We start from the raw sequence: 25131 nt of genomic DNA on the forward strand, positions 1-25131 counted from the left end.
ACGCGCAAACCTCCGGCATAAGGCCAGCATGACCCAGGATAACTCGCTTCAGATCAAGCTGCGCCTCAAGGGCGGCAGCGGCCCGAATGCCAACTGGCATTGGGAAATTCACGACGCCGCCGGCAAGGTGGTCAAATCAGGCTCGGCCGTTGGCCCCGAGCACAAGGCGTTCGCCACTGCGCGCGTCGCCAAGGAAAAGCTGGAGCAATCCTCCAGCCGCTGATCGCGGCTGCACCGCGAGACATCAGTGACCGCCCCTGCATCTGAAGCTGTCGCCGGTTTTGTGCATTATCGCGGCGGACCATTGCGCGGCGTTACGCTCAAGATAGCCTCGGTCTGCTGCTTCGTCGTCATGGCGACCCTGCTCAAGGCCACCGAGATCCATCCCGGCGGGAGAACTCGTGTTCTTCCGCTGTTTTTTCGCCATCCTGCCGGTCCTGGTCTGGCTCGTCTGGCGCGGCCAGTTGCGCGCCGCGCTGCACACCGCAAATCCCATGGGCCATGTGGTGCGGGCCATCATTGGCACGGCCTCCATGGGGCTGGGCTTCTTCGCGCTGACCCGCCTGCCGCTGCCCGAGGCCACGGCGATCGGCTATGCCTCGCCACTGCTGATCGTCGTGTTCAGCGCCCTGCTGCTCAAGGAGAGCGTCCACCTGTTCCGCTGGACGGCCGTCATCGTGGGCCTGTTCGGCGTCGTCATCATTCTCTGGCCGCGGCTCACGCTGTTCTCCGGCGGCCAGGCGCTCGGCAATACCGAGGCGATCGGCGCCATCGCGGCCTTCGGCGGCGCACTGCTTTCGGCTTTCGCCATGATGCAGGTGCGCAAGCTGACGCGGACCGAACGCACCGAAACCATAGTCATCTATTTCTTCGTCAGCGCCAGCGTCATGTCGCTGGCCACCATTCCTTTCGGCTGGGCCATGCCCACGCCAGCCCAGGCGGCCCTGCTCATCGGCGCCGGCTTTTTCGGCGGCATCGGCCAATTGCTGCTGACCTCGTGCTACCGCTATGCCGACATGTCGGTCATCGCGCCCTTCGAATATGTCTCGCTGCTGCTGACGCTGGTCATTGGCTTCGCCGTCTTCGGCGATATCCCCACCGTGGCCATGGTCATCGGTGCCGTGATCATCGTCGCCTCCGGCATCGCCGTCATCCTGCGCGAACACTATCTCGGCCTCGACCGCCGCAAGGCACGGGAAGCCAATACGCCCTAAGAGGATGTGTGGTGATTGGCACTAGGAGTGCCGAGATTCAGGCCAGGGCGAGTCGAAAATGGTGACTTTCGAGAACCGGAGCGGAGCGCACTCCCGTGCGTGAGCACCGGAAGCGCAGAAAGCCGCCATTTGCAGGCCGCCATCGCCTGAATATCGGCACTCCTATGAAGCTGCCGCCATCTCGGCCCAACCCTGCCGCTTGCGATAGATCGTCGACGGACTGATCTCCAGCGCCGCCGCGGCCAGTGACACATTGCCCCCGAAACTGGCAATGGCATCCTCGATGATGCGCTGCTCCTGCTGCCACATCGGCAGGATGACCGGCCGGCGTTCGACGCGCGGCGTGGGCTCGACCGGCGTCACCACGCCGCGCGATTCGATATCGGCCGCGACAAGCATGGGCATGGTGATGGTTCCGCCATCGCACATCACCACCAGTCGCCGCACTAGGTTCTGCAGTTGCCGCACATTCCCCTTCCATTCGGCCGAGGTCAGCAGGCTCGCGACGTCAGGCGTGAAGCCGGTGAAATGCTTGTGTTCCTCGGCGGCATAGCGCGCCAGGAAATGCTGGGCCAGCACCATGATGTCGGTGGGCCGCTGCCGCAGCGGCGGCAGATGGATTGGCAGCACATGCAGCCGGTAGAACAGGTCCTCGCGGAACTTCTTCTCGCTGATCAACTGCATCGGATTGCGGTTGGTGGCGCAGATGACGCGCACATCCACATGCCGCACGCCCGATTCTCCGACGCGGCTCAGCGTGCCGGTCTGCAGGAACCTGAGGAGTTTGCTCTGCAGGGAAAGATCCATTTCCCCGATCTCGTCGAGGAACAGCGTGCCGCCATCGGCCAGTTCCGCTGCGCCCTTGCGGTCGTCATGCGCGCCGGTAAAGGCGCCGCGTGCCACGCCGAACAACTCGCTTTCCATCAGGTCGCGCGGAATCGCAGCGCAGTTGATCGCCACCAGTCGCTTGTCCCGGCGCGGGCCTTCTTCATGCAGTGCCTCGGCGCACACATCCTTGCCCGTGCCGCTTTCCCCGGTGATGAAGACCGGCGCCGACGACGTCGCCACGCGCCCGATCTGCTCATAGACGAATTGCATGGCGCTCGAGGCGCCGATAAAGCCGGCATAGTCCGACCGGCCCTGCGCCTGCGGTTCGATGCTGAGCGACCGGCCCTTGCCGTGCCGCTGTGCCAGCTCGCCGATCCGCGCCGCCATTGCCGGCCCGTTCAGCGGCTTGACCACGTAATCATGTGCGCCCGCGCGCATCGCCCCGACCGCCGCCGAAACCGAAGCCCCATCCGAAACGGCCACGAACAGCGCCCCATCGGCCAGTCGCACCAGCCGCGCCACGGCGTCGTCGCTGCGTTCGCAGAGGTCGCGCAGGCAGGACAGATCGGCCAATACGATATCGAAACCGGTATCGCGCAGCAGCTCGACCGCCTGCCTGCCACCGGCGGCCACGGCAATGCGCATGCGGCCGCCCAGGCTCTGGCCCAGGGTCTCGGCCACGACTTGGGCATGCGGCTCATCCCCATCGATCAGCAGCAGCCGCCCATGCGGCTCGCTATCGTTTCGGTTTTGCATCGCCATGCGGCTCGGCCCTCGCGTTCCGATTAGTCTTTGTGCCGGTTGTCCGGCATTGCCGCTCTGTCCCGGTGTTCAGCCGATTGTTCCGCAACAGGGTAAATAAACCGTTCCAGACATTTGCATTTTGCTCGAATGCGACGCAGTTGCGGCTTGTTTGCGCCATGTTCTGGCTATTATGTCGCCGCATGCAGAGGATCTCCGTTGATGATGGCATTGGGCCGACGGCGCGCGGCTTCGCCCAGTCCGGCGTGCGCCTGGCCAATGAACGCACCATAATGACGCTGATCGCCCTCAACCCGGGCGCCTCCAATGCCGATCTTGCCCGCCAGTCCGGCCTTGGGCCGCAAACCACTTCGCGCATTGTCACCGATCTAGAAACGCGTGAACTGGTGCTGCGCGGCGAGGTATTGCGCGGTCGTCGCGGCCAGCCGGCAACCCCGCTCTTTCTCAATCCCGACGGCGCCTTCGCCATCGGCGTCGAGATCGGCTGGCGGCATTTCGAAGTCCTGCTGTTCAGCATGGCCGGCCAGACCCTGGCCAGCATCCGGCGCAGCTATGCCTGGCCCGACTTCCGCACCATTTTCGCCAATGTCGCGGCCGAAATCGCCACTATCCGCGCCGGCATGACCGAGCAGCAGGCGGGCCGGCTTGCCGGCATCGGCCTGGCTACCCCTCCAATATCCCGCGGCATCTGGGCCGCGTCGGCGCGCCCGCCGAACAGGTGGAACTATGGCGCGATGCCAACCCCGCCGTGGAACTGAGCCAGGCCGTCGGCGAACCGGTCGAATGGTTCAACGATGGCAATGCCGGCTGCTGGGCCGAATTCCTCTCCCGGCCGGAGCCGCGTCCTTCGGGCCTCGCCTATTTCCAGGTCGGCACCATGATCGGGGCCGGCGTCGCGCTCAACGGCCAGCTCTGGCAGGGCCGCACCGGCAATGCCGCTAATCTGGGCGCCATCCTGGTCCCGGATATCAAGGGGCAACCCAATTACGTGCATACCATCGCCTCCATCCTGGCGCTGCAGCAGCGGCTCGAAGCCTCCGGCAGCCGGCTGCCGCCGGGCGATCCGATGAACTGGGACTGGGCCTCGCTCGAGCCGGTGGCAAGCGCCTGGCTGGACGATGCGGGCAGGGCCCTTGCCGGCGCCGTCCTCAATACGCGCGCCGTCATGGAACTCGATCTCGCCATTATCGATGGCGTCATGCCGCGTCCGGTGGTGCGGCGCCTGTTCGAGCGGGTCGAACATCATCTGGCCGCCATGCCCCATTTCCGCACCGATCGGCCGTCCGTGGTCATGGGGCATCTGGGCGGTGGTGCCGCCGCTTCCGGCGCGGCCCAACTGCTGCTCTTCCACTGCTTCTTCTCGCGCGCCTGGAACATTTTCGCCACCTGAGCCCCAAATAGGCTTGGGAGAGCGGCGGCTCGGCGCTTTTGCACCCCCTTGCGCGATGCTAAGAGGGTAGAGCCGAATCCCGGCTTCCAGAAGGTTTGCCCGTGCAGGCATTGGTCTACACGTTCATCGCCCTTTCCGCTGCCGCCGTTGGCGCCGCAGCCTATTTCGGCCTGACCTTCACACCGGCCGAAGCCATTCTCGCTGCCGTCGTCTTCGGTTGCGTCTGCGTCGTCCTGCTCGAACGCACCCTGCGCCAGCGCGCCGAAAACCGGCTCGAAAAGGCCATCGAGGACCTGTCCCGCCTGCTCGCCACCGATGCCCAGGCCGGCGCCGTGCTCGGCCAGCGCATCAATGCCATGGCCGATCTCAATGCCGGCGCGCGGCTCGAAGGCGTCGAAGCCGATATTTCCGTGCTCGGCACCGTCATCCGCCAGGTCGCCGAAGCGGTGGCCGAAATGGAAGATCGCGCTGCCAAGCCGGCCGGCCGCGACCGGATGATTGCGGCGCCCGCGCCCCAGCCGGTGGCCCGCGAGCCCGAGCCGATCATCCCGCTCGAAATGCTGCGCCAGGCCATCGCCGAAAACCGGCTGATCTATCATATCCAGCCCGTCGTCACTTTGCCCCAGCGCCGCCCGCAGGGCTATGACCTCGTGCCGCGCCTCATGCTGGAGGATGGCGATCTGGCTGATCGCGGCGATTTTCTGCCCCGCCGTGGCGGCGAGGATGTGCTGCGCCATATCGAAGGCGCCGGGCTCGTCGAGGCCATCACCATCTCCCGCCGCTCGCGTACCGGCGGCCAGCCGGTCACGCTCTACATCCCGCTGTCCCGTGCCACGCTCGGCGATTCCACGGCTTCCGAGCAGTTGATCGTTTCGCTCGAAGCCAACCGCGCCATCGCCCCCGGCCTGATCTTCACCATCAGCGAAACCGACTGGCGCTCCCTCACCACCGGCGAGCGCGCCATTGCCGACGCCGTGGCCAAGAAGGGCGCCGGCTTCTCCATATCAGGCGTCAAGTCGCTGCGCGTCGACATTGCCGAACTCGCAGCTCAGGGCGTGCGCTCGCTGCGCGTCGATGCCGCCCGCTTCATCGAGGAACCCGAAGTCTTCACCGACTTCCACGCTTCCGACATCGCCAACTACATTGCCCGCTTCGACGTCCGCCTGCTCGGCACCGGCATTGCCAGCGAAAGCCAGATCGTCGAACTGCTCGAAGACGGCATCACCCTGGTTCAGGGCCCCCACATCGCCGCCCCCGGCCCGGTCCGCCCCGACCTGATGACCGAACCCCTCCGCCAGCCGCCCCAGTTGCGCAGGGTTGAGCTTTAGTCGCTGCTCATCCAGCAGCCCTCATGGTGAGCCTGTCGAACCACGAGGGCGTGGCGCGGGCGTTTCCAGCGCTTCCGTTCGGTGCGCATGATACCAATGCACATGTCCGTTTCCCCTTGATCCGCACCCCCAAGCTGCCACATACAACGCCCATCCTGTTTGCATCGGAATATTGCGATGACCAGCCCGCTGCCTTCCATCTCCGGCCTAGCCGACCTCGCCGGCCGCTACGATGCCGTGCTGAGCGATGTGTGGGGCGTCGTCCATAACGGCGTCGAGGCCTTTCCCAGCGCCGTCGAGGCCCTGGCCGAATATCGCAAGGCCGGCGGCAAGGTGGTGTTCATCACCAATGCCCCGCGCCCCTCGGGACCCATCATCGATATGCTCGACCGGCTCGGCGTGCATCGTGGCGCCTATGACGCCATCGTCTCCTCGGGCGATGCCACCCGCTCGATGATCGCCAAATATCGCGGCAAGGCCATCCACCATGTCGGCCCCGCCACCGATGACGACTCGCTCTATGAGGGCCTCGGCGTGCGCCGGGCCGGCCCCGACGAAGCCGAAGCCATCATCGTTACCGACCTCGATACCGATGACGACACCCCCGAAATGTATCGCGAGCGCGCCAAGCTCTGGCTCGCCCGCAAGCTGCCCATGATCTGCGCCAATCCTGATCGCGTGGTCGAGCATGGCGACAAGATCATCTATTGCGGCGGCGCGCTGGGCGATCTCTATGCCGCCATGGGCGGCATGGTGCTGATGGCGGGCAAGCCCTACCAGCCGATCTACGAGGAAGCCTTCCGCCTCGCCGAAGAAGCCGCCGGCAAGCCGCTCGACAAATCCCGCGTCCTCGCCATCGGCGACAGCGTGCGCACCGACGCCACGGGCGCCGCCAAGTTCGGCATCGACCTGCTCTTCGTCACCGGCTCCATTCATGCCGCCGAACTCGATGCCTTCGGCAAACCCGATCCGAACGCCATAGCCGATCTGGTTGCCCCCAGCCGCGCCCACCTGGCCGGCTTCCTGCCGCGCCTGTCCTGGTAGTCCGATGACCGCATTCATCCGCCTCGATTCTCTCGACGCCGTTCCCAGCGCCCTGCGCGGCGCCTATGTCGCCATCGGCAATTTCGATGGCATGCATCGCGGCCACCAGACCGTGCTGGCCACGCTCAAGGCCCGCGCCGCCGAAGCCGGCGTGCCCGCCATGGTCCTGACCTTCGAGCCGCATCCGCGCGATGTTTTCGCGCCCGCGCCCTTCATGTTCCGCCTCACCGATGGCGACGCCAAGGCGCGGCTGGCCGAGGCTTTGGGGCTCGACGCCATCGCCATCCTGCATTTCGACCGCGCCTTCTCCCAGATCGAGGCCGAGGACTTCGTCTCCCGCTTTCTGATCGAGGCTCTTGATGTCACCGGCGTCATTGTCGGCGCCGATTTCCATTTCGGCCGCCAGCGTCGCGGTACGCCCACCTTCCTCAAGGCGGCGGGCGAGGCGCAGGGTTTTGCCGTCGAAACCATCGACCTGATGGATGAAGGCGACGAGGTCATTTCCTCCTCGCGCATTCGCGCCGCCCTGTCCGAAGGCGCCGTTACCGCCGCCAACCGGCTGCTCGGTTATCACTGGTTTTTCGATGGTTGCGTGGTCAAGGGCGACCAGCGGGGCAGGGACCTCGGCTACCCCACTGCCAACACCGTGACCCACGCCAATTTCCAGCTCGCGCAAGGCGTCTACGCCGTCCGCGCCCGGCTGGGCAATCGCGTCTTCGATGGCGTTGCCGCCTATGGCAAGCCCATGTTCGACAACCAGCTACCGCCCTTCGAAACCCACCTCTTCGATTTCGACGAAGACATTTACGGCCAGACCATATCCGTGGCCCTGGTCGCCCATATCAGGGGCCAGGAAGTCTTTTCCGGCCTCGAGCAGCTGATATCCGCCATGGACCGCGACAGCCGCAAAGCCCGCGATGCCCTGGCCAGTGTCGAGCCGCTGAGCGAACTGGACGTCAGGCTGGGCTTTATTCGCTAACCCCTGCCACAGGCGAGGGGTTCAATCGTCCATCAACAGCCGTACCAACTCCGACTGCCGTCGTACGCCGGTCTTGTCGAAGATGCTGGTGAGCTGGCTGCGGGCGGTCGCCACCGAAATGCCCCGCTTTTCCGCTGCCGTCTTGCGCCCGCCGCCGCGGACGATTTCCCAGGCCAGCCGCGCCTCGGCCCGGGTCAGACCATAGCGCTGCCGCAGGCGTTCCGTGGCCTGGATCATGCGGGCATCGGGATCGGTCACGAAGATCATGGCCCATTGCTGGCTGAAGCCGGGCCACCAGTTGCTGGTGGGGAAGGGTACGCATTGCAGGGTCAGCGGGCTGCGGCCTTCGCTGCGGCCAATCTGCATCGTGCCTTCGTCCCGCACCGCGATGCCGCGCGCGCATTGCGCCACCAGGCGCTGCAGGGCGGCTGTTTCGTTGGCGTTGGCGCAACTGAGCTGCCCATCCCGAAGCATCAGTCCGTCGCCCTCTGCCAGAATGGCTTCGGCTATGCCGTTGGCCGGGCGCACCTTGCCGCCCGCACCCACCAGCAGGGCGCCGCGATCGAGATATTCCAGCGCCGCAAAGGCCCCCATGCCCATGGTCCGCGTCTCGTGCAGCAACTGGTTGAGCTGGAATGCCCGGATCAGATGCGGCGCCACCGCCGTCAGGATATGCATCGCGTCATGACCGTAGTCCTGCCGGCCCGAGACCATCAGGGTCGCGCTCCATCCCTGGGATGTCGCCAGGTTTATCGCTGCGCCATGCAGATAGTGCTGCGGCCTGCACCACTCATTGTAGAAGGCGCTGGCGTGGAATGTTTCTATGTCGATAACCGCTCTGTCGACCACCGGCCGGCCCACTGGAACGGCATGCAGCGCCAGCTGCATGGCATTGCGGCTATGATAATGCTCGGCATAAAGCCGCACACTGTCCGGATCGGTCCGCGCCGTCACCAGCAACGGCACCTGCGCGGCTGTTTGTCCGCCCATCGTCGCATCGATGCCGCCAGTGACATCGGCCAGCCTGCAAAGCGCATGGGCCCAACGCTCGGGATGGGCCCCCGCTTCGTAGATGTCGTCGATCAACCCAAGGATCGCGTCCAAGATGGTCTCGCTGTTTAGCAGCTCCAGCACACACGCAATCGCCCTGCCGCGCAAGTAATCGGCGAATGATTAGTTACCCGCATCGAACATGTGTGCGATGCCCGGCCAGAAACGCGACTTTAGCCTGCGACCATCGCAAACGGAAATTTTGTTATGGTCAAGCTCATCAACCTCGCCGTGGCAGCGGTCGCTTTTATGCAAATTGCGGCGCCTCCCGTGTCGGCCTCCCAGATTCAGGACGTCTACCGTGCCCATACAGCCGCCTGTATCGGGCTGTTTTTTTCAGACAAAGCCGCGCATACCGCGCAATGCCTGCCCAACAATTCGCCCAATATTCCCGCGCATGGCGGCGGCAGCGAGCCCGTGAAACCGGTCGTGGCACCTCCGCCACCTCCGCCTCCGCCGCCGCCACCACCACCACCACCCCCACCGCCCGAGGACGATGGCTGTGAAAACCTCGGCGCACTGATGACAGGCGGAGAAACCATTCTGGTCGCCGCTCTCCATGTGCTGGTCGCCGAACAGATCGATTGCAACCCGCAAACCTAGGGGCCGCCCGTGAAACGGTGGCGCCGAATAGCGCCACCGTTTCATCTTTCGCAGCCTTGCCGGCGCCATTCTCATGGCCGCCTACGCCATTTTCCCCGTTTCGACGGGCGCGGCCAGCTTCGGCCTGCGGCAGCGGGCAGGCAAATCAGCCTTTGCCCCGGAGGCCCGCCCTTGCTAAAAGGCGCGCAAATCCTCCCTTACCGATTGCCGTTTCCATGACCGATACCGCCACGGGCGCCACCGAAACCGATTATTCGGCTACGCTTTTCCTGCCGGAAACCAATTTCCCCATGCGCGCGGGCCTGCCCGACCGCGAGCCGGGCTGGCTCAAGCGCTGGGAAGAGATGGATATTTACGCCATGCAGCGCGAGCAGGCCAAGGACAGGCCGCTCTTCACCCTGCATGACGGCCCGCCCTATGCCAATGGCAACATCCATATCGGCCACGCACTCAACAAGACGCTGAAGGATATTGTCTCGCGCTCCATGCAGATGCTGGGTTTCAACGCGGCCTATGTGCCCGGCTGGGACTGCCACGGCCTGCCCATCGAATGGAAGATCGAGGAACAGTACCGCGCCAAGGGCAAGGACAAGAACGAGGTCCCGGTCGTCGAATTCCGCCAGGAATGCCGCACCTTTGCCGAACAATGGGTCGACATCCAGCGCGAGGAATTCAAGCGCCTCGGCGTGCTCGGCGAATGGGACAATCCCTATCTCACCATGAGCTTTGACGCCGAGGCCCAGATCGCCCGCGAACTGATGAAAGTGTCGGCGTCGGGCCAACTCTATCGCGGCTCCAAGCCCGTGATGTGGTCCGTGGTCGAACGCACAGCTTTGGCCGAAGCCGAAATCGAATATGCCGACTACGAGAGCGACGCCATCTGGGTGAAGTTCCCGACCTCCCGCATCGTCACGGTCGCCGGTTCAGGCGCGGAAGACACGATCGAGCGCCGCGAACACCTGACCGGTGCATCCGTGGTCATCTGGACCACGACGCCCTGGACCATTCCGGCCAACCGCGCCATCAGCTTCTCGTCCAAGGTTGCCTACGGCCTTTATGAGGTCACCAAGGCGCCTGATGGCAATTGGGCATCGACCGGCGAAAAATACATCCTCGCTGACAATCTGGCTTCCGAAACCTTCGCTAAGGCGAAGGTCGAGGAATTTGTCCGCCTGCAGGACGTGCCTGCTTCAGTCATGTCGGGCCTGCTGTGCCACCACCCCCTCCGCGGTCTCGCCGGGGGCTACAATTTCGACGTGCCCCTGCTCGATGGCGAACACGTCACCGACGATGCCGGCACCGGTTTCGTGCATACCGCCCCCGGCCATGGTCTCGACGACTTCGGCATCTGGATGGACTCGGCTCGCCTGCTGAACGAGCGCAAGATCGACACCGCCATCCCCTATGTCGTCGGCGATGACGGTTTCTACACGCCCGAAGCCCCCGGTTTCGACGGCGCCCGCGTCCTCGACGACAACGGCAAGAAGGGCGACGCAAACCAGCGCGTCATCACGGCTTTGGCCGAGCGCAATGCCATGGTCGCCCGTGGTCGCATCAAGCATCAATATCCCCATTCCTGGCGCTCCAAGAAGCCGGTCATCTTCCGCAACACGCCGCAATGGTTCGTCTATATGGACCGCGATATCGACGGCGCCGCGGGCGATACCCTGCGCAGCCGCGCGCTCGGCTCCATCGACCGCACAAAATTCTATCCGCCTGGCGGCCAGAACCGCCTGCGCGCCATGATCGCTGATCGCCCCGATTGGGTCCTCAGCCGCCAGCGCGCCTGGGGCGTGCCGATCACCGTGTTTGTGGATAAAAAGACCAACGAAATCCTGCGGGATGACACGGTCAACCACCGCATCGCCCAGAGTTTCGAGGAAGAAGGCGCCGACGCCTGGTACAAGCCCGGCGCCGCCGCCCGCTATCTCGGCGACAGCAGAAACCCCGATGACTATGAAATGGTCATGGACGTTCTCGACGTCTGGTTCGACAGCGGCACCACCCACTCCTGGGTTCTGCGCAATAAACAAAAGTGGCCCAATCTCAAGTTCCCGGCCTCGATGTATCTCGAAGGCAGCGACCAGCATCGCGGCTGGTTCCATTCATCGCTGCTGGAATCCTGCGCCACCAATGGCTTTGCCCCCTATGACAGCGTGCTCACGCACGGCTTCACCATGGATGGCGAAGGCCGCAAGATGAGCAAGTCGCTGGGCAATACCGTCGCCCCGCAGGACGTCATCAAGCAATATGGCGCCGATATCCTGCGCCTCTGGGTCGCGTCGTCCGACTATTCGGAAGACCTGCGCCTGGGCAAGGAAATCATCCAGACCACGGTCGATAGCTACCGCAAGCTGCGCAACACCCTGCGCTGGCTGCTGGGCAATCTCGCCCACTATCAGCCTGCCGACGAAGTCGCTCACGCGGACATGCCCGAGCTCGAACAGCTCATCCTGCATCGTCTCGCCCAGCTCGATGAGCAGGTGCGCACCGCCTACAAGGAATATGACTATCGCAAGATCGTCACCCTGCTCACCAACTTCATGAATATCGAGTTGTCGGCCTTCTATTTCGACATCCGCAAGGATGCGCTCTATTGCGACCCGATCTCGTCGGTAAAGCGCCGGGCGTCGCTGACGGTGCTCAATCACCTGTTCGATTGCCTCACCGCCTGGCTCGCTCCCATCCTGGTCTTCACCATGGAAGAGGTCTGGCTCGAGCGTCACCCCGAAGCCGGCTCATCGGTCCACCTGCGCCTCTTCCCCGAAGTGCCGCGCGACTGGCTCAACGATGATCTCGCGGCCAAGTGGACGCTGATCCGCGCTGTCCGCCGCGTCGTCACCGGGGCGCTGGAAATCGAGCGCCGCGAAAAGCGCATCGGCTCGTCGCTGGAAGCCGCGCCAAAAGTGTTCATATCAGATGACCGCTACCTGACCGCCCTGAGGGGCCAGGACCTTGCCGAAATCGCCATCACCTCGGCTATCGATCTGGTCCCCGGCACCGGCGAGGGATTCACCCTCGACGACGTTCCCGGTGTCGCGGTCGTTCCGGCTCTGGCCCAGGGCACGCGCTGCGCCCGCTCGTGGAAAATCCTCCCCGAAGTCGGCAGCGACGCGGACTATCCCGACGTCTCCCCCGCGACGCCCAAGCCCTCCGCGAACGCGCCGCGGCAGGGCTGTGACACCGGAGCCATCGGCTCCTTTGCCTTCTCCCCTCGTGGGAGAAGGTGCCCGAAGGGCGGATGAGGGGGTCTCTCCGGCATCGCAGCCCCCTCATCCGGCGCTGCGCGCCACCTTCTCCCACGAGGGGAGAAGGAGAGAAGGAGCGATTGCTTCGTGAATCTCAAATCTCTCGCCAATCCCTCCATCTACATCTCCCTCACCATGGCCGTCCTGGCCTTCGGCATTGACCGTGCCCACAAGGCGTTCCAGGTCTCATCCGACTGCATCGCCATCGGCGCCGCGCCCTGCGTCGAGATTTTCACCAGCTACGTGCCCTTCGCGATGACCGGCTGGCGTGGCGGCGAAATCCTGCGTGTCACCGATTTCTTCGATTACGTCCTGGTCTGGAACACCGGCATTTCCTACGGAATGCTCGATGGCCTGCCGGTCTGGGCGCTCGGCCTCGTCATGCTGGTCGCCATTGTCGCGCTCTCCGTCTGGTGGCTGCGCGCTGAATCCGGCCTGATCCGGCTCGGCCTCGCCTTCTGTATCGGCGGCGCCCTCTCCAACGCTGTCGACCGGCTGATTTACGGCGCCGTCGCCGATTTTTTCCACCTGCATTGGGGCACGTGGTCGTTCTACATTTTCAACCTGGCCGACGTCGCCATAACGACAGGCGTCATCCTGCTCATCGCCGATCTCATCGGCCTGGGCCGCCCACGAACACGTTGATGCCAGAATCTGGTCTTAGCCCACGGAATAGGCTATAAGCGCCGCCGACATCTTGAAGGACGTTTCATGCGTATTGGTTTGACCGGGCAGCATACTGCTCTGCGGGCGGCTACCCGGACCGGATTGGCATCACTGGCCCTGATGGCGGCGCTGGCTTTGGGCGCTTGCACCACCGTCGAAGGCACCAACGCCTTGACCGATTTCGGCACCTTCGAGCGCGAGGTCATGACGACCACGGCGCGCGGTGTCGGCCTGATTCCCGGCGAGACGCCCAAGGAAGATATCACCAATGCGCGCGCCCCGCTGGTGCTGCCGGCCGCTGGCCAGGCGCTCCCCGCGCCGGCTCCCGAAGCTGCCGTTGCCCAGCTCCCCACCAATAGCGACAGCGTGCAGATCGACACCACCAACCTGACCCAGGCCGATATCCAGCGCCTGCGCAATGCCAAGGTCGTCGATCTCAATTCCGTGGCCGGCCGGCCCCTCACCGAGCAGGAAACCCGTTCGCTGATGGCCCGCATGCAGGCGCATAATGCCGACGTGACCACGGTCAACGGCAAGCGCCCGCTCTACATGCCGCCCGAGGAATATTTCATCCGCGTCGGCAATGCCGATCTGGTCTGCGCCACGCCATCGGGTGAAGTGGTTTCGCTCAACGATCCGAAATGCCCCGAATCGGTGCGCAAGGCCATCCGCGCCACCTATCAGGGCCCCGGCGGCGGCTTTACCACCAATTCAGGCCCGGGCGTTGGCCTCACCGACAAAGAGACTCAGCTCGACTGACGGTTTCTCATTTCTGCTCTTGCAAGCGGCCGGATCATCCGGCCGCTTCGCCTTTTCCGCGCCGCCCGGACGGAGCGTTTTCAGAAAAAGTGGCCACCACTTTTTCGGTTCGAAAGCGCGACCATCCAAAGGGTCCCGCATGACATGAAAGTACGCCCATGAGCGACACTGCTCCCGCCAAACCCTCCACCGGCGACCGCCTCGCCAAGGTCATCGCCCGTTCCGGCCTCTGCTCCCGCCGCGATGCCGAAGTGTGGATCACCGAGGGCCGGGTCGTCGTCAACGGCAAGAAGGTGCTGACGCCCGCCTTCAACGTCACCGACCGCGACAAGATCATGGTCGATGGCGCGCCTCTGGCGGCCCGCCAGGGCACCCGCGTCTGGCTTTACCACAAGCCGGCGGGCCTCGTGGTCACCGAGAAGGATCCCGAAGGCCGCGAGACCATTTTCGAGCATCTCGAAACCCATGGCCTGCCCCGTGTCGTCACCGTCGGCCGCCTCGATATCAATACCGAAGGCCTGCTGCTGCTGACCAATGATGGCGGCCTCAAGCGCGTCCTCGAACTGCCCGCCACCGGCTGGCTGCGCCGCTACCGCGTGCGCGCCCATGGCACCGTCACCCAGGCGGCGCTCGACAAGCTCAAGGACGGCATCGAGATCGACGGCATCAAATACGGCTCCATCGAAGCCACACTGGAGCGTGAGCAGGGCGCCAATGTCTGGCTGGTCCTGGCCCTGCGCGAAGGCAAGAACCGCGAGGTCAAGAATGTCCTCGGCGCCCTCGGCCTCGAGGTCAATCGCCTGATCCGCGTCAGCTACGGCCCGTTCCAGCTCGGCGATATCCCGGTCGGCGGCGTCGAAACCATCAAGGCCAGGATGCTGCGCGACCAGCTCGGCAAGAAGCTGGCCGATGCCGCCGATGTCGATTTCGACAGCGAAATGCCCGCCGAAGCCAATGCGCTGGTTGGCAAGCCAACGCGCGATCGCCTCACCGGCCGCGGCACCAACACCGTCGAGATCGCCCGCCAGCGCTTCCGCTTCACCGACGGCGCCGAAAAGACCGAGGAAGAACTGCACGCCGAACGTCCGCGCCAGGATCGCCCCGGTCGTTTCGACAGCCGCAAGCCCACGCCCAAGCGCGATGACGCCCGCGACGACGACTACGCCCCGCCGCCCCGCCGCATTCATTTCGATGAAGATGGCCGCGCCCCGGAAGACTTCGTCGCCAAGCGCAATACCCGCATCGTCAAGCGCCCCGATCGTGACGACCAGTCCGCCAAAAGCTTCGGCAAACCCGCGCCGCGCCCAGCCGGCAAGCCATCCGGCGACAAGAAGAGCTTCGGCGACAAGAAGCCTTTCGGCAAAAAGCCCTTCGAGAAAAAGCCGTTTGGCGACAAACCCCGTGGCCCGCGTCGTGACGACGATGCGACGCGCGGCGCGCGTCATCAGCGTGATCGCGAATTCACCGGCACCCCGCGCGGTCCCCGTCGCGGCGATGCCGCCGCCGCCGAACGCCCCGCCTATGCGCCGCGCCTCCGCCCCGACAGCGAACGCGGCGAAGGCGCCGCCTTCAAGGGCGAGGCCAAGCGCCCCGGCCGCAACTTCTCGGACAAGCCCAAAAGCTTCCGCCCCGAAGGCAAGTCCGCGCGCCCCGCTGGCGGCCGCCCGACCCGCCCCGGCCGCGACGAACTCGGCTCCGAGGCGAAAACCTACGGCAAGCCCCGCATGCGCCCGGATGGCAAGCCCATGCCCAAGCGCAACGGCGCCGCCCCCCAGCGCGCGCCCAGGCCGGGTGGCCGTCCCACCGGCGGGGCAGGGCGCCCGGGTGGCCGTCCCGCTGCCCCGCGTCGCCCCAAGGCCTAGTCCATGCGCATCGTCGCCGGCAAATTCCGCGGCAAGCAACTGACCTCGCCGTCGGACGAATCCATCCGCCCGACCGCCGACCGCGTGCGCGAATCGATGTTCAACATCCTCGCCAGCCGCCTCGGCCCGGTCTTTACAGGCATCCGCGTGCTCGATCTTTTCGCCGGCACCGGCGCGCTGGGCCTCGAAGCCCTGTCCCGCGGCGCGGCCCATGTCACCTTCGTCGATACCGGCGCCGAAGCCCGCGGCCTCATCCGTGACCACATCGAAGCCTTCGGGGCAGGGGGCATCACCAAGCTGCTGCGTCGCGACGCCACCGACCTGGGCAGACCGGGCACTTTCGGCCAGTTCAACCTGGTCTTCCTCGATCCACCCTATGGCAAGGGCCTAGGCGAACAGGCTTTGGCCCACATCGCCGCCAATGGCTGGCTCGCCCCCGGCGCCACCATCGTCTTCGAGGAAAGCGTCGGGGCAGACGTGCAAATCCCCGCCGGCTTCACCCTGGACGACCGCCGCGAATATGGCGCCGCAGCGGTGCACTTCCTGACGTTTGGGAATGCCTCCTGACCACCCACAAACGCGGTGTCACCCCGGCCTTGAGCCGCGGGGCCCATATCGAGATCGCCGCACAGCCGCAAGGTGGTCCAGTCAGTCACTGCACACATCCGCCATCTCAGGATGGATCCCGGCTCAAGGCCGGGATGACATCGCGGGCGGGGAGGGCGTGGCACTAAGCCGCCTTCAAGCACACCGCGCACTTCCCGCGGATCTCCATCGTCGTCCGCTCCACCTTGAAGCCCTTGGCGCCGGCCCAGTCGCCCAGCCGCTCCTCGATGACAGCATCGGCGAATTCATCCACCTTGCCGCAGCCCTCGCAGATCGCGAAGGCGATCAGCCCCTTGCGGTGGCAATGCTCATCCGCACAGGCCACGAAGGCATTGAGCGACTCCAGCCGATGCGCCAGCCCGCGCTCCACCAGCTTGTCCAGCGCCCGATACACCTGCAGTGGCGCCCGCAACCCGTCCGCCCGCAGCCTGTCGAGAATGTCATAGGCGCTCAGCGGCCCCACCGAATGGTTGAGCGCCCCCAGCACCAGCCCCTGATTGCGGGTCAGGTCGCCGGGAACATCGTGACTATGCGCCATGGGTTTCTCTCCTGCCGAACAGCCGCGTGACGGGAACCGCCAGCGACACTAGAAATATGACCAGGGCCATGACCACAATCGAGGGCCCCGAAGCGGTATCCCACGTTCGTGATCCAAACAGCCCGCCGACCACAGCAATAGCCCCCAGCACCGCCGCCACAACAGCCATCATTTCCGGCGTCGCGCTCAACCGCCGCGCCGTCGCCGCCGGAATGATCAGGAGCGACGTGATGAGCAGCACGCCTACCAGTTTCATGGCAATGGCGATGACCGACGCCATCAAGATCATCAGCACCAGCCGGCTCGCCTCCGGCCGCAGCCCTTCGGCCTCCGCCAGTTCCGGGCTCACTGTCGACGCCAGCAGCGGCCGCCACGCGAGGATCAGGATGGCGAGAATAGCCACCCCGCCGCCATAGATGATGACGATATCCTCCACCGAAACGGCCAGAATATCCCCGAACAGAAACCCCATCAGGTCGATGCGCACAGTGGTCAAAAAGCCCACCAGCACCAGCCCTACCGCCAGCGTCGAATGGCTAAGGATCCCCAACAGCGCATCGGTCGACAGCGTCGCCTGCCGCTGCAGCACGATCAGCGCCCCCGCCACCAAAGCTGCCACCGCGAACACGCCCAGCGTCATGTTCATCGACAGAATGATGCTGAGCGCCACGCCCAGCAGTGCCGAATGCGCCATCGTATCCCCGAAATACGCCATCCGCCGCCAGACGACAAAACAGCCCAGCGGCCCCGCCACCAGCGCCAGCCCGATACCCGCGATCAGGGCGCGCGAGAAGTAGTCACCGAACATAATAAGCGGTCTCCAGCGCGCGCAGCACCCCCTCCGAGCGCCGCTAGGCGCTGCGCGCCAAGCTGTGCTTGCCTCCCCCTCAAGGGGGGAGGTGAATTCGGTGGGCCCGGCAAGTCGGTGCCACGCTCTCGAAGTCACCCTCCCCCTGAGGGGAGGGTAGCGTCGCTAGGCCCAACGGGCCGTAGCAAAGCTAGGGAGGGGGTGTCGAACCCCACCAAAACCTCAATGCCCATGGTCGTGCCCCTCGTGGTGATGATGCCCGTGCTCATGCCCCTCCGGCACCACACACCCATCGTCATGATGCTCATGGTCGTGATGGTGCTCATAGATCGCCAGCGTATGCGCCGCCCGCTCCCCGAACAGCTTGAGATATTCCGGACTGCTCTTCACCGCGCTCGGCGTCCCCCGGCAGCAGACATGTCCGTTCAGGCAGATCACCGTATCGGTCTCCGCCATCACAACATGCAGGTCATGTGAAATCATCAATATGCCGCTCCGCGTCGTATCGCGGATTTGCCGCACCAATTCATACAGCGCCACTTCCCCGGAAAAATCGACGCCTTGCACAGGCTCGTCCAGCACCAGCAGGTCCGGCTTGCGGATCATTGCCCGCGCAAACAGCACCCGCTGGAATTCCCCGCCCGACAGCTCCTGCACCGCCGCCTTGAGCAGCCGCCGTGCCCCCACCGCCTCCAAAGCCGCGTCGATAGCGTCAGGCGCATGCCGCCCGGTCAGCGTCATCAGCCGCTCTACCGTCAGCGGCAGCGTCCAGTCGATGCTTAGCTTCTGCGGTACATAGCCGATGCGCAGCCCCGGCTTCCGCGTCACGGCCCCGGTACTCGGCTTCAGCACGCCCGTCGCCAGCTTGGCCGTGGTCGATTTGCCCGACCCGTTCGGCCCGATCAATGTCACGATCTCGCCGCGCGCAATCGTCAGGTCCACGCCGCTGACCAATGTCCGCCCACCACGTTTCACACCAGCATTGGCCAATGTGATCAGTGTCTCTTTCGGTGCCATGGCATCCATAAATCTATCGGCTCCATCTCTCCCCTCCCCCTTGAGGGAGGGGCCGGGGGGGGGGGTGTCGAGCTTTGTGAAAAACCCGCCGCCACCCCTTGACCCACTCCAATACGTTATAGCATAACACTGCGGCAAGCGTAATAACATAACATATCACGAGGTCGCCGATGAAACTGCTCGCCCCCTTCGCCCTGCTGGCCACGGCGCTCCTCACCACCACGGCCATGGCGGCGCCCAGCGTCGTGGCCTCCATCAAGCCGGTCCATTCCCTCGTCGCATCAGTCATGGCCGGCGTGGGCGAGCCGACCCTCATCGTCAAGGGCTCGGCCTCGCCCCACACCTATGCCCTCAAGCCCTCCGATGCCGGCGCCCTCGAAGCCGCCGATATCGTGTTCTGGACCGGCCATGGCATGGAGCTTTTCCTGGCCGACGCCCTCGATACCCTGGCCACCGGCGCCACCGTGGTCGAACTGGCTGATTCCCCCGGCATCACCCTGCTGCCCGTTCGCGAAGGCGGTGCCTTCGAAGCCCATTCCCACGAAGGCGAGGGTCATGACCACGAGGATCACGAAGGTCACGATCACGAAGACCATGACCACGCCCATGACGAGCATGGCGAAGGCGACATGCATTTCTGGCTCGACCCGGAAAATGCCAAGCTGATGGTCACCCAGATCGCTACCACCCTGGCCGAGGCCGATCCCGGCAACGCCACCATCTACCAGGCCAATGCCGAAGCCGAGCTGGTCAAGCTCGATGAACTCGAAGCCGAGCTCGCCGCCACCCTGGCCCCCGTCGCCGACAAGCCCTTCATCGTGTTCCACGATGCCTATCAGTATTTCGAAGCCCGCTTCGGCTTGACTTTGGCCGGCTCGGTCACCGTCACGCCCGACGTCATGCCCGGCGCCGCCCGCATCGACGAGCTGAAGGCCAAGGTGGCCGAACTCGGCGCCACCTGCGTCTTCGCCGAACCCAATTTCGAGCCCACCATCATCGCCGCCATCACCGAAGGCAGCGCAGCAAAGTCCGGCGTGCTAGACCCCGAAGGCGGCGCCCTGACCGAAGGCGTCGACCTCTATCCCAACCTCCTGCGGGGATTGGCCACCAACTTGGCAGATTGCCTGAACTAGCTCTCACGGCGACCCCACCCAGCGCCCGTCACCCTCGGGCTTGACCCGCGAGGCGCCTGATCATCGCCCTCGGTTCAAGCCCGGGCGTGACGATCCGGGGACGAGCAACATGTTGCCCCATCCCCGATCTGTTCCTCCCCCTTATCAGGGGGAGGCTAGGAGGGGGTATCCGGCAAAGACTCAGCTTCGCCTCACAAACACCTCCCAACGTAACGTGCTAACATATCGGAGACACAATGCACGCTCGCTTCCTCATCCCCTTCCTTGCCGCCACTGCGCTCACCACCCCCGCTTTCGCCGATGACATCTCGGCCTGGCGCCTCTTCATCGCCGATCACGCCGAACCCAGCGTGACCGCCCTCGATCTGGCCACCGGCGACACGCTCGCCACTTTCCCGCTGGCCAGCCCCGCCGTGCTTTACGCCACCCATTCGGCCGAAGCCGTCTATGCCGTGCAGGGCGCCGGCAACCAGGTCTCGGCCATCGCCTCCGGCATCCACATCCACGATCATGGCGATCACGGTGATATCGACATCACCGATCCAACCCTGATCGAAGCCGCCATTGCCGGCGAAAAGCCCGTCCATTTCGTCGAACATGGCGGCAAGATCGCCCTGTTCTTCGACGCCGAAGGCAAGACCCGCATCGTCAGCGAAACCGACTGGCTCGCTGGCGGCGACCTCGTCCCCACCGAATTCGACAGCGGCGCCCCACACCATGGCGTTGCCGTCCCCTGGGGCGACTACACCATCGTCTCCGTCCCTAATCCGGCCGATCCCACCGCTCTCCCCATCGGCGTCAACGTCCTCGACGCATCAGGCGCTGTGGTCGGCGATCTCCATGCCTGCCCGGACCTGCATGGCGAAGCCTCATCCGGCAACATGCTGGCCATCGCCTGCGCCGAGGGCCTGCTTGTCGTCACCGGTTCCGGCGTCCCCGAAATCACCCTTCTGCCCTATGCCGGCCTGCCCGACGGCAAGTCCACCACGCTCCTGGGCGGCGTGGGCCTGCAATATTTCCTCGGCAATTACGGCGCCGACAAACTCGTCACCATCGATCCCTCAGCCGAAAATCCGTTCCGCCTCATCGACCTGCCGACCCGCCGCGTCCACTTCGCCGCCGATCCCGTCCGGCCGAAATTCGCCTATGTCTTCACCGAAGACGGCCAGCTTCGCCAACTCGACGTGCTGAAGGGCGAGATCGTTCAATCGGTGACCATCACAGCACCCTATTCCATGGACGGCGACTGGAACCTGCCGCGCCCCCGCATCGCCGTGGCTGGCGACGTCGTGGCGGTCACCGATCCGAACCAGAGCCAGGTCCACCTGATCGACATCGCCACCTTCACCGAAACCGGCACCATCCCGGTCGCCGGGGCGCCGTATAACATCGTGGCGGTCGGCGGCTCAGGCACCGAGCACTAGCTCTTTGCGAAGCGGATACCCCCTCCCAACCTCCCCCTGATAGGGGGGAGCCGCGCAGTGGTGGGGCAACATAGTGCCAGATCCCCGATCTGTTCCTCCCCCTATCAGGGGGAGGCTAGGAGGGGGTATCCGCCAAAAAACCAGGGCGGCTGCCTACTTCAGCGGCCCCTTGAAGATGAAAAACGCCCCCAGCGCGATCATGGCGAAGCCGATGCCGTGGTTCCAGGTGAACTTCTCGCCCAGGTAGAACACCGCGAACAGCACGAAGACCGAGAGCGAGATCACTTCCTGGATGGTCTTGAGCTCTGCGCCCGAAAAGGTGCCATAGCCGATGCGGTTGGCCGGCACGGCCAGCCAATATTCGAAAAAGGCGATGCCCCAGCTCGCCAGCACCACCACCCACAGCGCCGCGCCGGGAAATTTCAGGTGCCCATACCAGGCAAAAGTCATGAAGACATTGGACGCGATCAGCAGCCCGATGGGTGCCAGCGTGGCGACATTGAAGCCCAAGGCTTCCTCCGAAAACGGGAAACCGGGTCCATCCCGGCCGCGCCTTTACCGGTCGCCGTGCTTTCGCGGAAGCGGGATTTTCAGCGCAGATGCTTGGTCGGCTGCTCCAGCCCGAAAATATCGTCGGTCAGGCTGTCCATCCGCTCGCGGATCAGCGCCTGCGCGTCATAGATGCCGCGGTTATAGAAATAGGCGCCCATCTTGTCGACGAAGAACATCATCAGCATTTCCGCCGGAATCGAGCCGATCTGCTGGTCCAGTTCCTCGCGGAAATAGTCCTGGATTTCCCCCACAATGGCCTTGGTTTCCTCTTTGTCGAACTTGATCGGCTTCATGGCGGCGTCTCCTTCAGGTCCCGTTCATAGCGCGAGTCGCTGATTGCGCCTGCCGGCCCCACCAGGGAAAACTGAGCCACCGAGGAGAAAATCATGCTTGCCCGCGCCTCATTTTTCGTAGCAATGGCATTTGCCACGCCGGCGCTGGCCGAGCAGGTCGCCTGCGAAGGCGCCTTCGCCATCGACAGTTCAGAAGCCCGCCTCATCGCGCTCTACGGCGCCGAAAATGTCGTCACCGACATCGTGCCCGGCCCGGAAGGCAGCGAAATGCTGGCCACCACGGTCTTTCCCGACAATCCCGACAAAACCCTGCAATTCGTCTGGTGGGACGAGGATGGCCTGACCAGCCCCAGCTATATCGAACTGCCCGCCACCATGACCGCGCCCGGCGGCGTCCGCATCGGTCAGTCACTGGCCGAAATCGAGGCCCTCAACGGCGAGGTATTCACCCTGCTCGGCTTCGGCTGGGACTATGCCGGCTCCGCCGGCTTCGAGACCGGCGCCCTGTCCGGCCTGCCCGGTGGCTGCCACCTCAACCTGCTTTTCGACCCGGGCGAGGCCCCCGTCGGCGTCGATACCATGCCCGCCATGGGCGACAAGGAGCTGTCCTCCGACGATCCGCTGCTGGCCCAGATGCCGGTAACGGTCTACGCCATGTCCATCGGCTATCCGCATCCTGATTTCCGCGATTGACCCCGACCCCTCCACAGGGGTAACTCTGGACCTGTGTTGGTTCCCCGCGTCCGTTGTGGCAAGGGGATCAAAAGGGAACACGGTGCGACGTACCCATCAGGGCGCAAAACCGTGGCTGCCCCCGCAACTGTAAGCGGTGCGCGTCCTCGATATGCCACTGGCGAAAGCCGGGAAGGCGAGGGCGCTATCTCCACCGTGAGCCAGGAGACCTGCCGACACCCTTGGGATCAGTCCCACTGAACAGCCGGGCGAAGAGCCCATTCTATTCGTGCACGGAGGGTGCCACATGAATACGACGACCACCTCGACTGGCCTCCAGTCTCTCTCGATTTCCCAGCGCATCATTGCCAGTTCGCTGGCGCTTCTGCTCGGGCTGACCCTTCTGGTCGGCACCGGCTTTGCCGGCGATTTCCGCCTGCATAACGGCGCCCACGACACCCGCCACGCCATGGGCTTCCCCTGCCACTGAGGCAGGCTGGCGCTTTTTAAGCGCCCGTGAACCGAGAGAAAAATCATGATCCGCAATCTGTTTGCCGCTGCGCTTCTCGCAGCCCTTTGTGCTGGCCTCATCACGGCCGCCATCCAGCATTTCCGTGTCACCCCGCTGATTCTCCACGCCGAGACCTTCGAGGGTGAAGGCGGCCACAGCCACGGCGCCGAAGCCGTCGCGGCCGACCACGAACACGCCGAAGGCACTGCCGACCACACGCACGATGCCGTCGCCGCCACCGAAGCCGAGCCCGAAGAATGGGCCCCGGCAGATGGCTTCGAGCGCACCGCCTATACAACCCTCGCCACCGTCCTAGCCGCCGCCGGCTTCGCGCTGGTCATCGGCGCCGTCTCGATGTTTGCTGGCCTGCCCATCACCTTCGCCAATGGTTTCCTCTGGGGCATTGCCGGTTTCGTCACCTTCTCGTTGGCCCCGGCCTATGGCCTCGCCCCCGAACTGCCCGGCATGCCCGCCGCCGATCTGGCCGCCCGCCAGGTCTGGTGGGTCGGCACGGCGCTGTCCACCGGCGCTGCCTGCCTGTTGCTGGCCAAGACCCGCGCCGGCTGGGCCTTTGCCGTCGCCATCGCGCTGGTCGCCATTCCCCACATCATCGGCGCCCCCGCCGCGCCCGATGAGCCCAGCGCCGTCCCGGCCCACCTCGCCACCGAATTCGCGGCGATCACCCTGGGCACCTCGCTGGTCTTCTGGCTCATCCTCGGCACCGTCTTCGGCAAGCTCAACGATGTGTTTGCGGCGCGCAGCGCCACCGTCCCGGCAGGAGCCACCGCATGACCAAGATCCCCACCACCGTCATCACCGGCTTCCTCGGCGCCGGCAAGACCACCCTCGTCCGGCACCTGCTGGCCCATGCCCCCAAGGGCAAGCGCATTGCCCTGATCATCAACGAATTCGGTGATCTCGGCGTCGACAAGGATATCCTCGCCGGCTGCGGCGACGAAACCTGCCGCGAAGAGGATATGGTCGAGCTCTCCAATGGCTGCATCTGCTGCACCGTGGCCGACGAGTTCATCCCCACCATGCAGGCTTTGCTCGCCCGCCCGGAAAAGTTCGATCACATTGTCATCGAAACCTCGGGCCTCGCGCTACCCCAGCCACTGATCCGCGCCTTCAACTGGCCCGAAATCAAGGCCCAGGTCACTATCGATGGCGTCGTCACCGTCGCCGATGCCTCGGCCCTGGCTGAAGGCCGCTTCGCCTCCGACGAAGCCGCCGTCGATGCCCAGCGCCGCCAGGACGAAATGCTCGACCACGAAACGCCGCTCGGCGAACTCTTCGAAGACCAGCTCTCCGTGGCCGACCTCGTCGTCGTCAACAAGGCTGACCTCGTCGACGACGCCACCCTCGACAAGGTCGAAGCCAATCTCCGCGCCGAAATGCGCCCCGGCGTCGGCCTCATCCGCGCCCGCAACGGCCATGTCGATATCGCGGCTCTGCTCGGCATGGGCATGGGCAGCGAGGACGACATCGCCAACCGCCCCAGCCACCACGAGCTGGAGCACGGCGACCAGACCCACGAGCACGACGATTTCGACAGCTTCTCCATCCGCATCCCCAGCGTGAACAGCAAGGACGACCTCCTCGCCGTAATCGAGCAGACCATCCGCGACCACGACGTGCTCCGCTTGAAAGGCTTCGCCGCCGTCCCCGGCGCCGCCGCGCGCCTCGCCATCCAGGCCGTCGGCCCGCGCGTCACCGCCTATTTCGACCGCCCCTGGAAGGACGGCGAAATCCGCGACACGGCCCTGGTCGTCATCGGCGAACAGCCGCTCGACCGCGCCGCCATCACCCAGAGCCTGCAGAAAGCCGCGGCGCTCGCCGCCTGA

24 protein-coding genes, 2 pseudogenes and 1 riboswitch are annotated in these 25131 nt (G+C 64.9%); of the genes and pseudogenes, 19 read left to right on the forward strand and 7 right to left on the reverse strand.

All coding sequences use genetic code 11. The annotated features are described in order from the left end of the window. The first annotated feature begins 28 nt into the window (after positions 1-28). Together FPZ08_RS00425 and FPZ08_RS00430 are read left to right on the forward strand one after the other, a co-directional pair. Positions 29-223 carry a hypothetical protein gene (locus FPZ08_RS00425; RefSeq protein ID WP_146288163.1) on the forward strand — a complete coding sequence of 65 codons (195 nt, stop codon included), beginning with the start codon at positions 29-31 and terminating at the stop codon, positions 221-223. Positions 224-247: 24 nt separating this feature from the next. Next, positions 248-1214: pseudogene (locus FPZ08_RS00430) on the forward strand (DMT family transporter). 162 nt (positions 1215-1376) lie between these two features. On the opposite strand, the gene FPZ08_RS00435 reads toward FPZ08_RS00430, so the two are convergent. Continuing rightward, on the reverse strand, positions 1377-2804 hold the full coding sequence (locus FPZ08_RS00435) for a sigma-54-dependent transcriptional regulator (protein ID WP_246132765.1): 1428 nt from the start codon (positions 2802-2804) through the stop codon (positions 1377-1379). A 182-nt stretch (positions 2805-2986) separates the two neighbouring features. Here FPZ08_RS00435 and FPZ08_RS00440 point away from each other — a divergent pair, with 182 nt between their 5' ends. From FPZ08_RS00440 to FPZ08_RS00460, 5 genes are all read left to right on the forward strand, one after another. Continuing rightward, complete coding sequence (locus FPZ08_RS00440) at positions 2987-3562, forward strand: ROK family transcriptional regulator (RefSeq protein ID WP_186767145.1); 576 nt, start codon at positions 2987-2989, stop codon at positions 3560-3562. Next, positions 3523-4194 (forward strand): ROK family protein, encoded by a 672-nt coding sequence (locus tag FPZ08_RS00445; RefSeq protein WP_186767146.1) that lies wholly within the window; start codon positions 3523-3525, stop codon positions 4192-4194. Before FPZ08_RS00440 ends, FPZ08_RS00445 begins: the two co-directional genes overlap by 40 nt. Before the next feature lie 101 nt (positions 4195-4295). Continuing rightward, entirely contained in the window at positions 4296-5522 is a 1227-nt protein-coding gene (locus tag FPZ08_RS00450; protein WP_146288166.1) for an EAL domain-containing protein, read from the forward strand. Between the two features lie 177 nt (positions 5523-5699). Beyond that, the gene (locus FPZ08_RS00455) at positions 5700-6566 is read left to right on the forward strand and encodes a TIGR01459 family HAD-type hydrolase (RefSeq protein ID WP_146288167.1); all 867 of its coding nucleotides are present in this window, start codon (positions 5700-5702) and stop codon (positions 6564-6566) included. A 4-nt stretch (positions 6567-6570) separates the two neighbouring features. Next, positions 6571-7545 carry a bifunctional riboflavin kinase/FAD synthetase gene (locus FPZ08_RS00460; protein ID WP_146288168.1) on the forward strand — a complete coding sequence of 325 codons (975 nt, stop codon included), beginning with the start codon at positions 6571-6573 and terminating at the stop codon, positions 7543-7545. Between the two features lie 21 nt (positions 7546-7566). Here the strand turns inward: FPZ08_RS00460 and FPZ08_RS00465 are convergent, their stop codons facing one another. Beyond that, positions 7567-8649 (reverse strand): helix-turn-helix transcriptional regulator, encoded by a 1083-nt coding sequence (locus FPZ08_RS00465; RefSeq protein ID WP_146288169.1) that lies wholly within the window; start codon positions 8647-8649, stop codon positions 7567-7569. Positions 8650-8802: 153 nt separating this feature from the next. On the opposite strand from FPZ08_RS00465, the gene FPZ08_RS21795 reads away from it, so the two are divergent. The 6 genes and pseudogenes from FPZ08_RS21795 to rsmD all read left to right on the forward strand — a co-directional run bounded on the left by FPZ08_RS21795 (position 8803) and on the right by rsmD (position 16300). After that, complete coding sequence (locus tag FPZ08_RS21795; RefSeq protein WP_186767147.1) at positions 8803-9198, forward strand: hypothetical protein; 396 nt, start codon at positions 8803-8805, stop codon at positions 9196-9198. Between the two features lie 215 nt (positions 9199-9413). Continuing rightward, positions 9414-12379, forward strand: a pseudogene (gene ileS / locus FPZ08_RS00475) (isoleucine--tRNA ligase). Positions 12380-12533: 154 nt separating this feature from the next. Further along, complete coding sequence (gene lspA / locus FPZ08_RS00480; RefSeq protein ID WP_146288170.1) at positions 12534-13091, forward strand: signal peptidase II; 558 nt, start codon at positions 12534-12536, stop codon at positions 13089-13091. A gap of 66 nt (positions 13092-13157) precedes the next feature. Then, on the forward strand, positions 13158-13871 hold the full coding sequence (locus FPZ08_RS00485) for a hypothetical protein (RefSeq protein WP_146288171.1): 714 nt from the start codon (positions 13158-13160) through the stop codon (positions 13869-13871). A gap of 158 nt (positions 13872-14029) precedes the next feature. Beyond that, positions 14030-15733, forward strand: a complete 1704-nt coding sequence (locus FPZ08_RS00490; protein WP_146288172.1) for a pseudouridine synthase — start codon at positions 14030-14032, stop codon at positions 15731-15733. A 3-nt stretch (positions 15734-15736) separates the two neighbouring features. Then, the gene (gene rsmD / locus FPZ08_RS00495) at positions 15737-16300 is read left to right on the forward strand and encodes a 16S rRNA (guanine(966)-N(2))-methyltransferase RsmD (protein ID WP_146288173.1); all 564 of its coding nucleotides are present in this window, start codon (positions 15737-15739) and stop codon (positions 16298-16300) included. Positions 16301-16463: 163 nt separating this feature from the next. On the opposite strand, the gene FPZ08_RS00500 is transcribed toward rsmD, so the two are convergent. From FPZ08_RS00500 to FPZ08_RS00510, 3 genes are all read right to left on the reverse strand, one after another. Next, positions 16464-16877: a Fur family transcriptional regulator gene (locus FPZ08_RS00500; protein ID WP_146288174.1), complete on the reverse strand. Its 414-nt coding sequence runs from the start codon at positions 16875-16877 to the stop codon at positions 16464-16466. After that, entirely contained in the window at positions 16867-17685 is an 819-nt protein-coding gene (locus FPZ08_RS00505) for a metal ABC transporter permease (protein ID WP_146288175.1), read from the reverse strand. Before FPZ08_RS00505 ends, FPZ08_RS00500 begins: the two co-directional genes overlap by 11 nt. Before the next feature lie 222 nt (positions 17686-17907). Continuing rightward, positions 17908-18711, reverse strand: a complete 804-nt coding sequence (locus FPZ08_RS00510) for an ATP-binding cassette domain-containing protein (protein WP_146288176.1) — start codon at positions 18709-18711, stop codon at positions 17908-17910. Between the two features lie 161 nt (positions 18712-18872). Here FPZ08_RS00510 and FPZ08_RS00515 point away from each other — a divergent pair, with 161 nt between their 5' ends. Together FPZ08_RS00515 and aztD are read left to right on the forward strand one after the other, a co-directional pair. Continuing rightward, the gene (locus tag FPZ08_RS00515) at positions 18873-19835 is read left to right on the forward strand and encodes a zinc ABC transporter substrate-binding protein (RefSeq protein WP_146288177.1); all 963 of its coding nucleotides are present in this window, start codon (positions 18873-18875) and stop codon (positions 19833-19835) included. Between the two features lie 236 nt (positions 19836-20071). Beyond that, positions 20072-21259, forward strand: coding sequence for a zinc metallochaperone AztD (aztD, locus tag FPZ08_RS00520; protein WP_146288178.1), 1188 nt, complete (start codon positions 20072-20074; stop codon positions 21257-21259). Positions 21260-21412: 153 nt separating this feature from the next. Here aztD and FPZ08_RS00525 read toward each other — a convergent pair whose 3' ends face one another. Both FPZ08_RS00525 and FPZ08_RS00530 read right to left on the reverse strand, forming a co-directional pair. Beyond that, positions 21413-21709: a DMT family protein gene (locus FPZ08_RS00525; RefSeq protein ID WP_146292836.1), complete on the reverse strand. Its 297-nt coding sequence runs from the start codon at positions 21707-21709 to the stop codon at positions 21413-21415. A 140-nt stretch (positions 21710-21849) separates the two neighbouring features. After that, entirely contained in the window at positions 21850-22104 is a 255-nt protein-coding gene (locus FPZ08_RS00530; protein ID WP_146288179.1) for a DUF2164 domain-containing protein, read from the reverse strand. 93 nt (positions 22105-22197) lie between these two features. On the opposite strand from FPZ08_RS00530, the gene FPZ08_RS00535 reads away from it, so the two are divergent. The 4 genes from FPZ08_RS00535 (at position 22198) to cobW (ending at position 25131) form a co-directional block, all read left to right on the forward strand. Then, a complete protein-coding gene (locus FPZ08_RS00535) occupies positions 22198-22797 on the forward strand; it encodes a hypothetical protein (protein ID WP_146288180.1) in 600 nt (199 codons plus the stop codon). A 20-nt stretch (positions 22798-22817) separates the two neighbouring features. Continuing rightward, positions 22818-23028, forward strand: a riboswitch (cobalamin riboswitch). A gap of 55 nt (positions 23029-23083) precedes the next feature. Continuing rightward, a complete protein-coding gene (locus FPZ08_RS00540; RefSeq protein WP_146288181.1) occupies positions 23084-23266 on the forward strand; it encodes a CbtB domain-containing protein in 183 nt (60 codons plus the stop codon). 45 nt (positions 23267-23311) lie between these two features. Continuing rightward, complete coding sequence (locus tag FPZ08_RS00545) at positions 23312-24079, forward strand: CbtA family protein (protein ID WP_146288182.1); 768 nt, start codon at positions 23312-23314, stop codon at positions 24077-24079. After that, on the forward strand, positions 24076-25131 hold the full coding sequence (gene cobW, locus FPZ08_RS00550; RefSeq protein WP_146288183.1) for a cobalamin biosynthesis protein CobW: 1056 nt from the start codon (positions 24076-24078) through the stop codon (positions 25129-25131). Before FPZ08_RS00545 ends, cobW begins: the two co-directional genes overlap by 4 nt.

Origin of the sequence: Devosia ginsengisoli (genome assembly GCF_007859655.1) — a bacterium.
GTDB lineage: Bacteria > Pseudomonadota > Alphaproteobacteria > Rhizobiales > Devosiaceae > Devosia > Devosia ginsengisoli.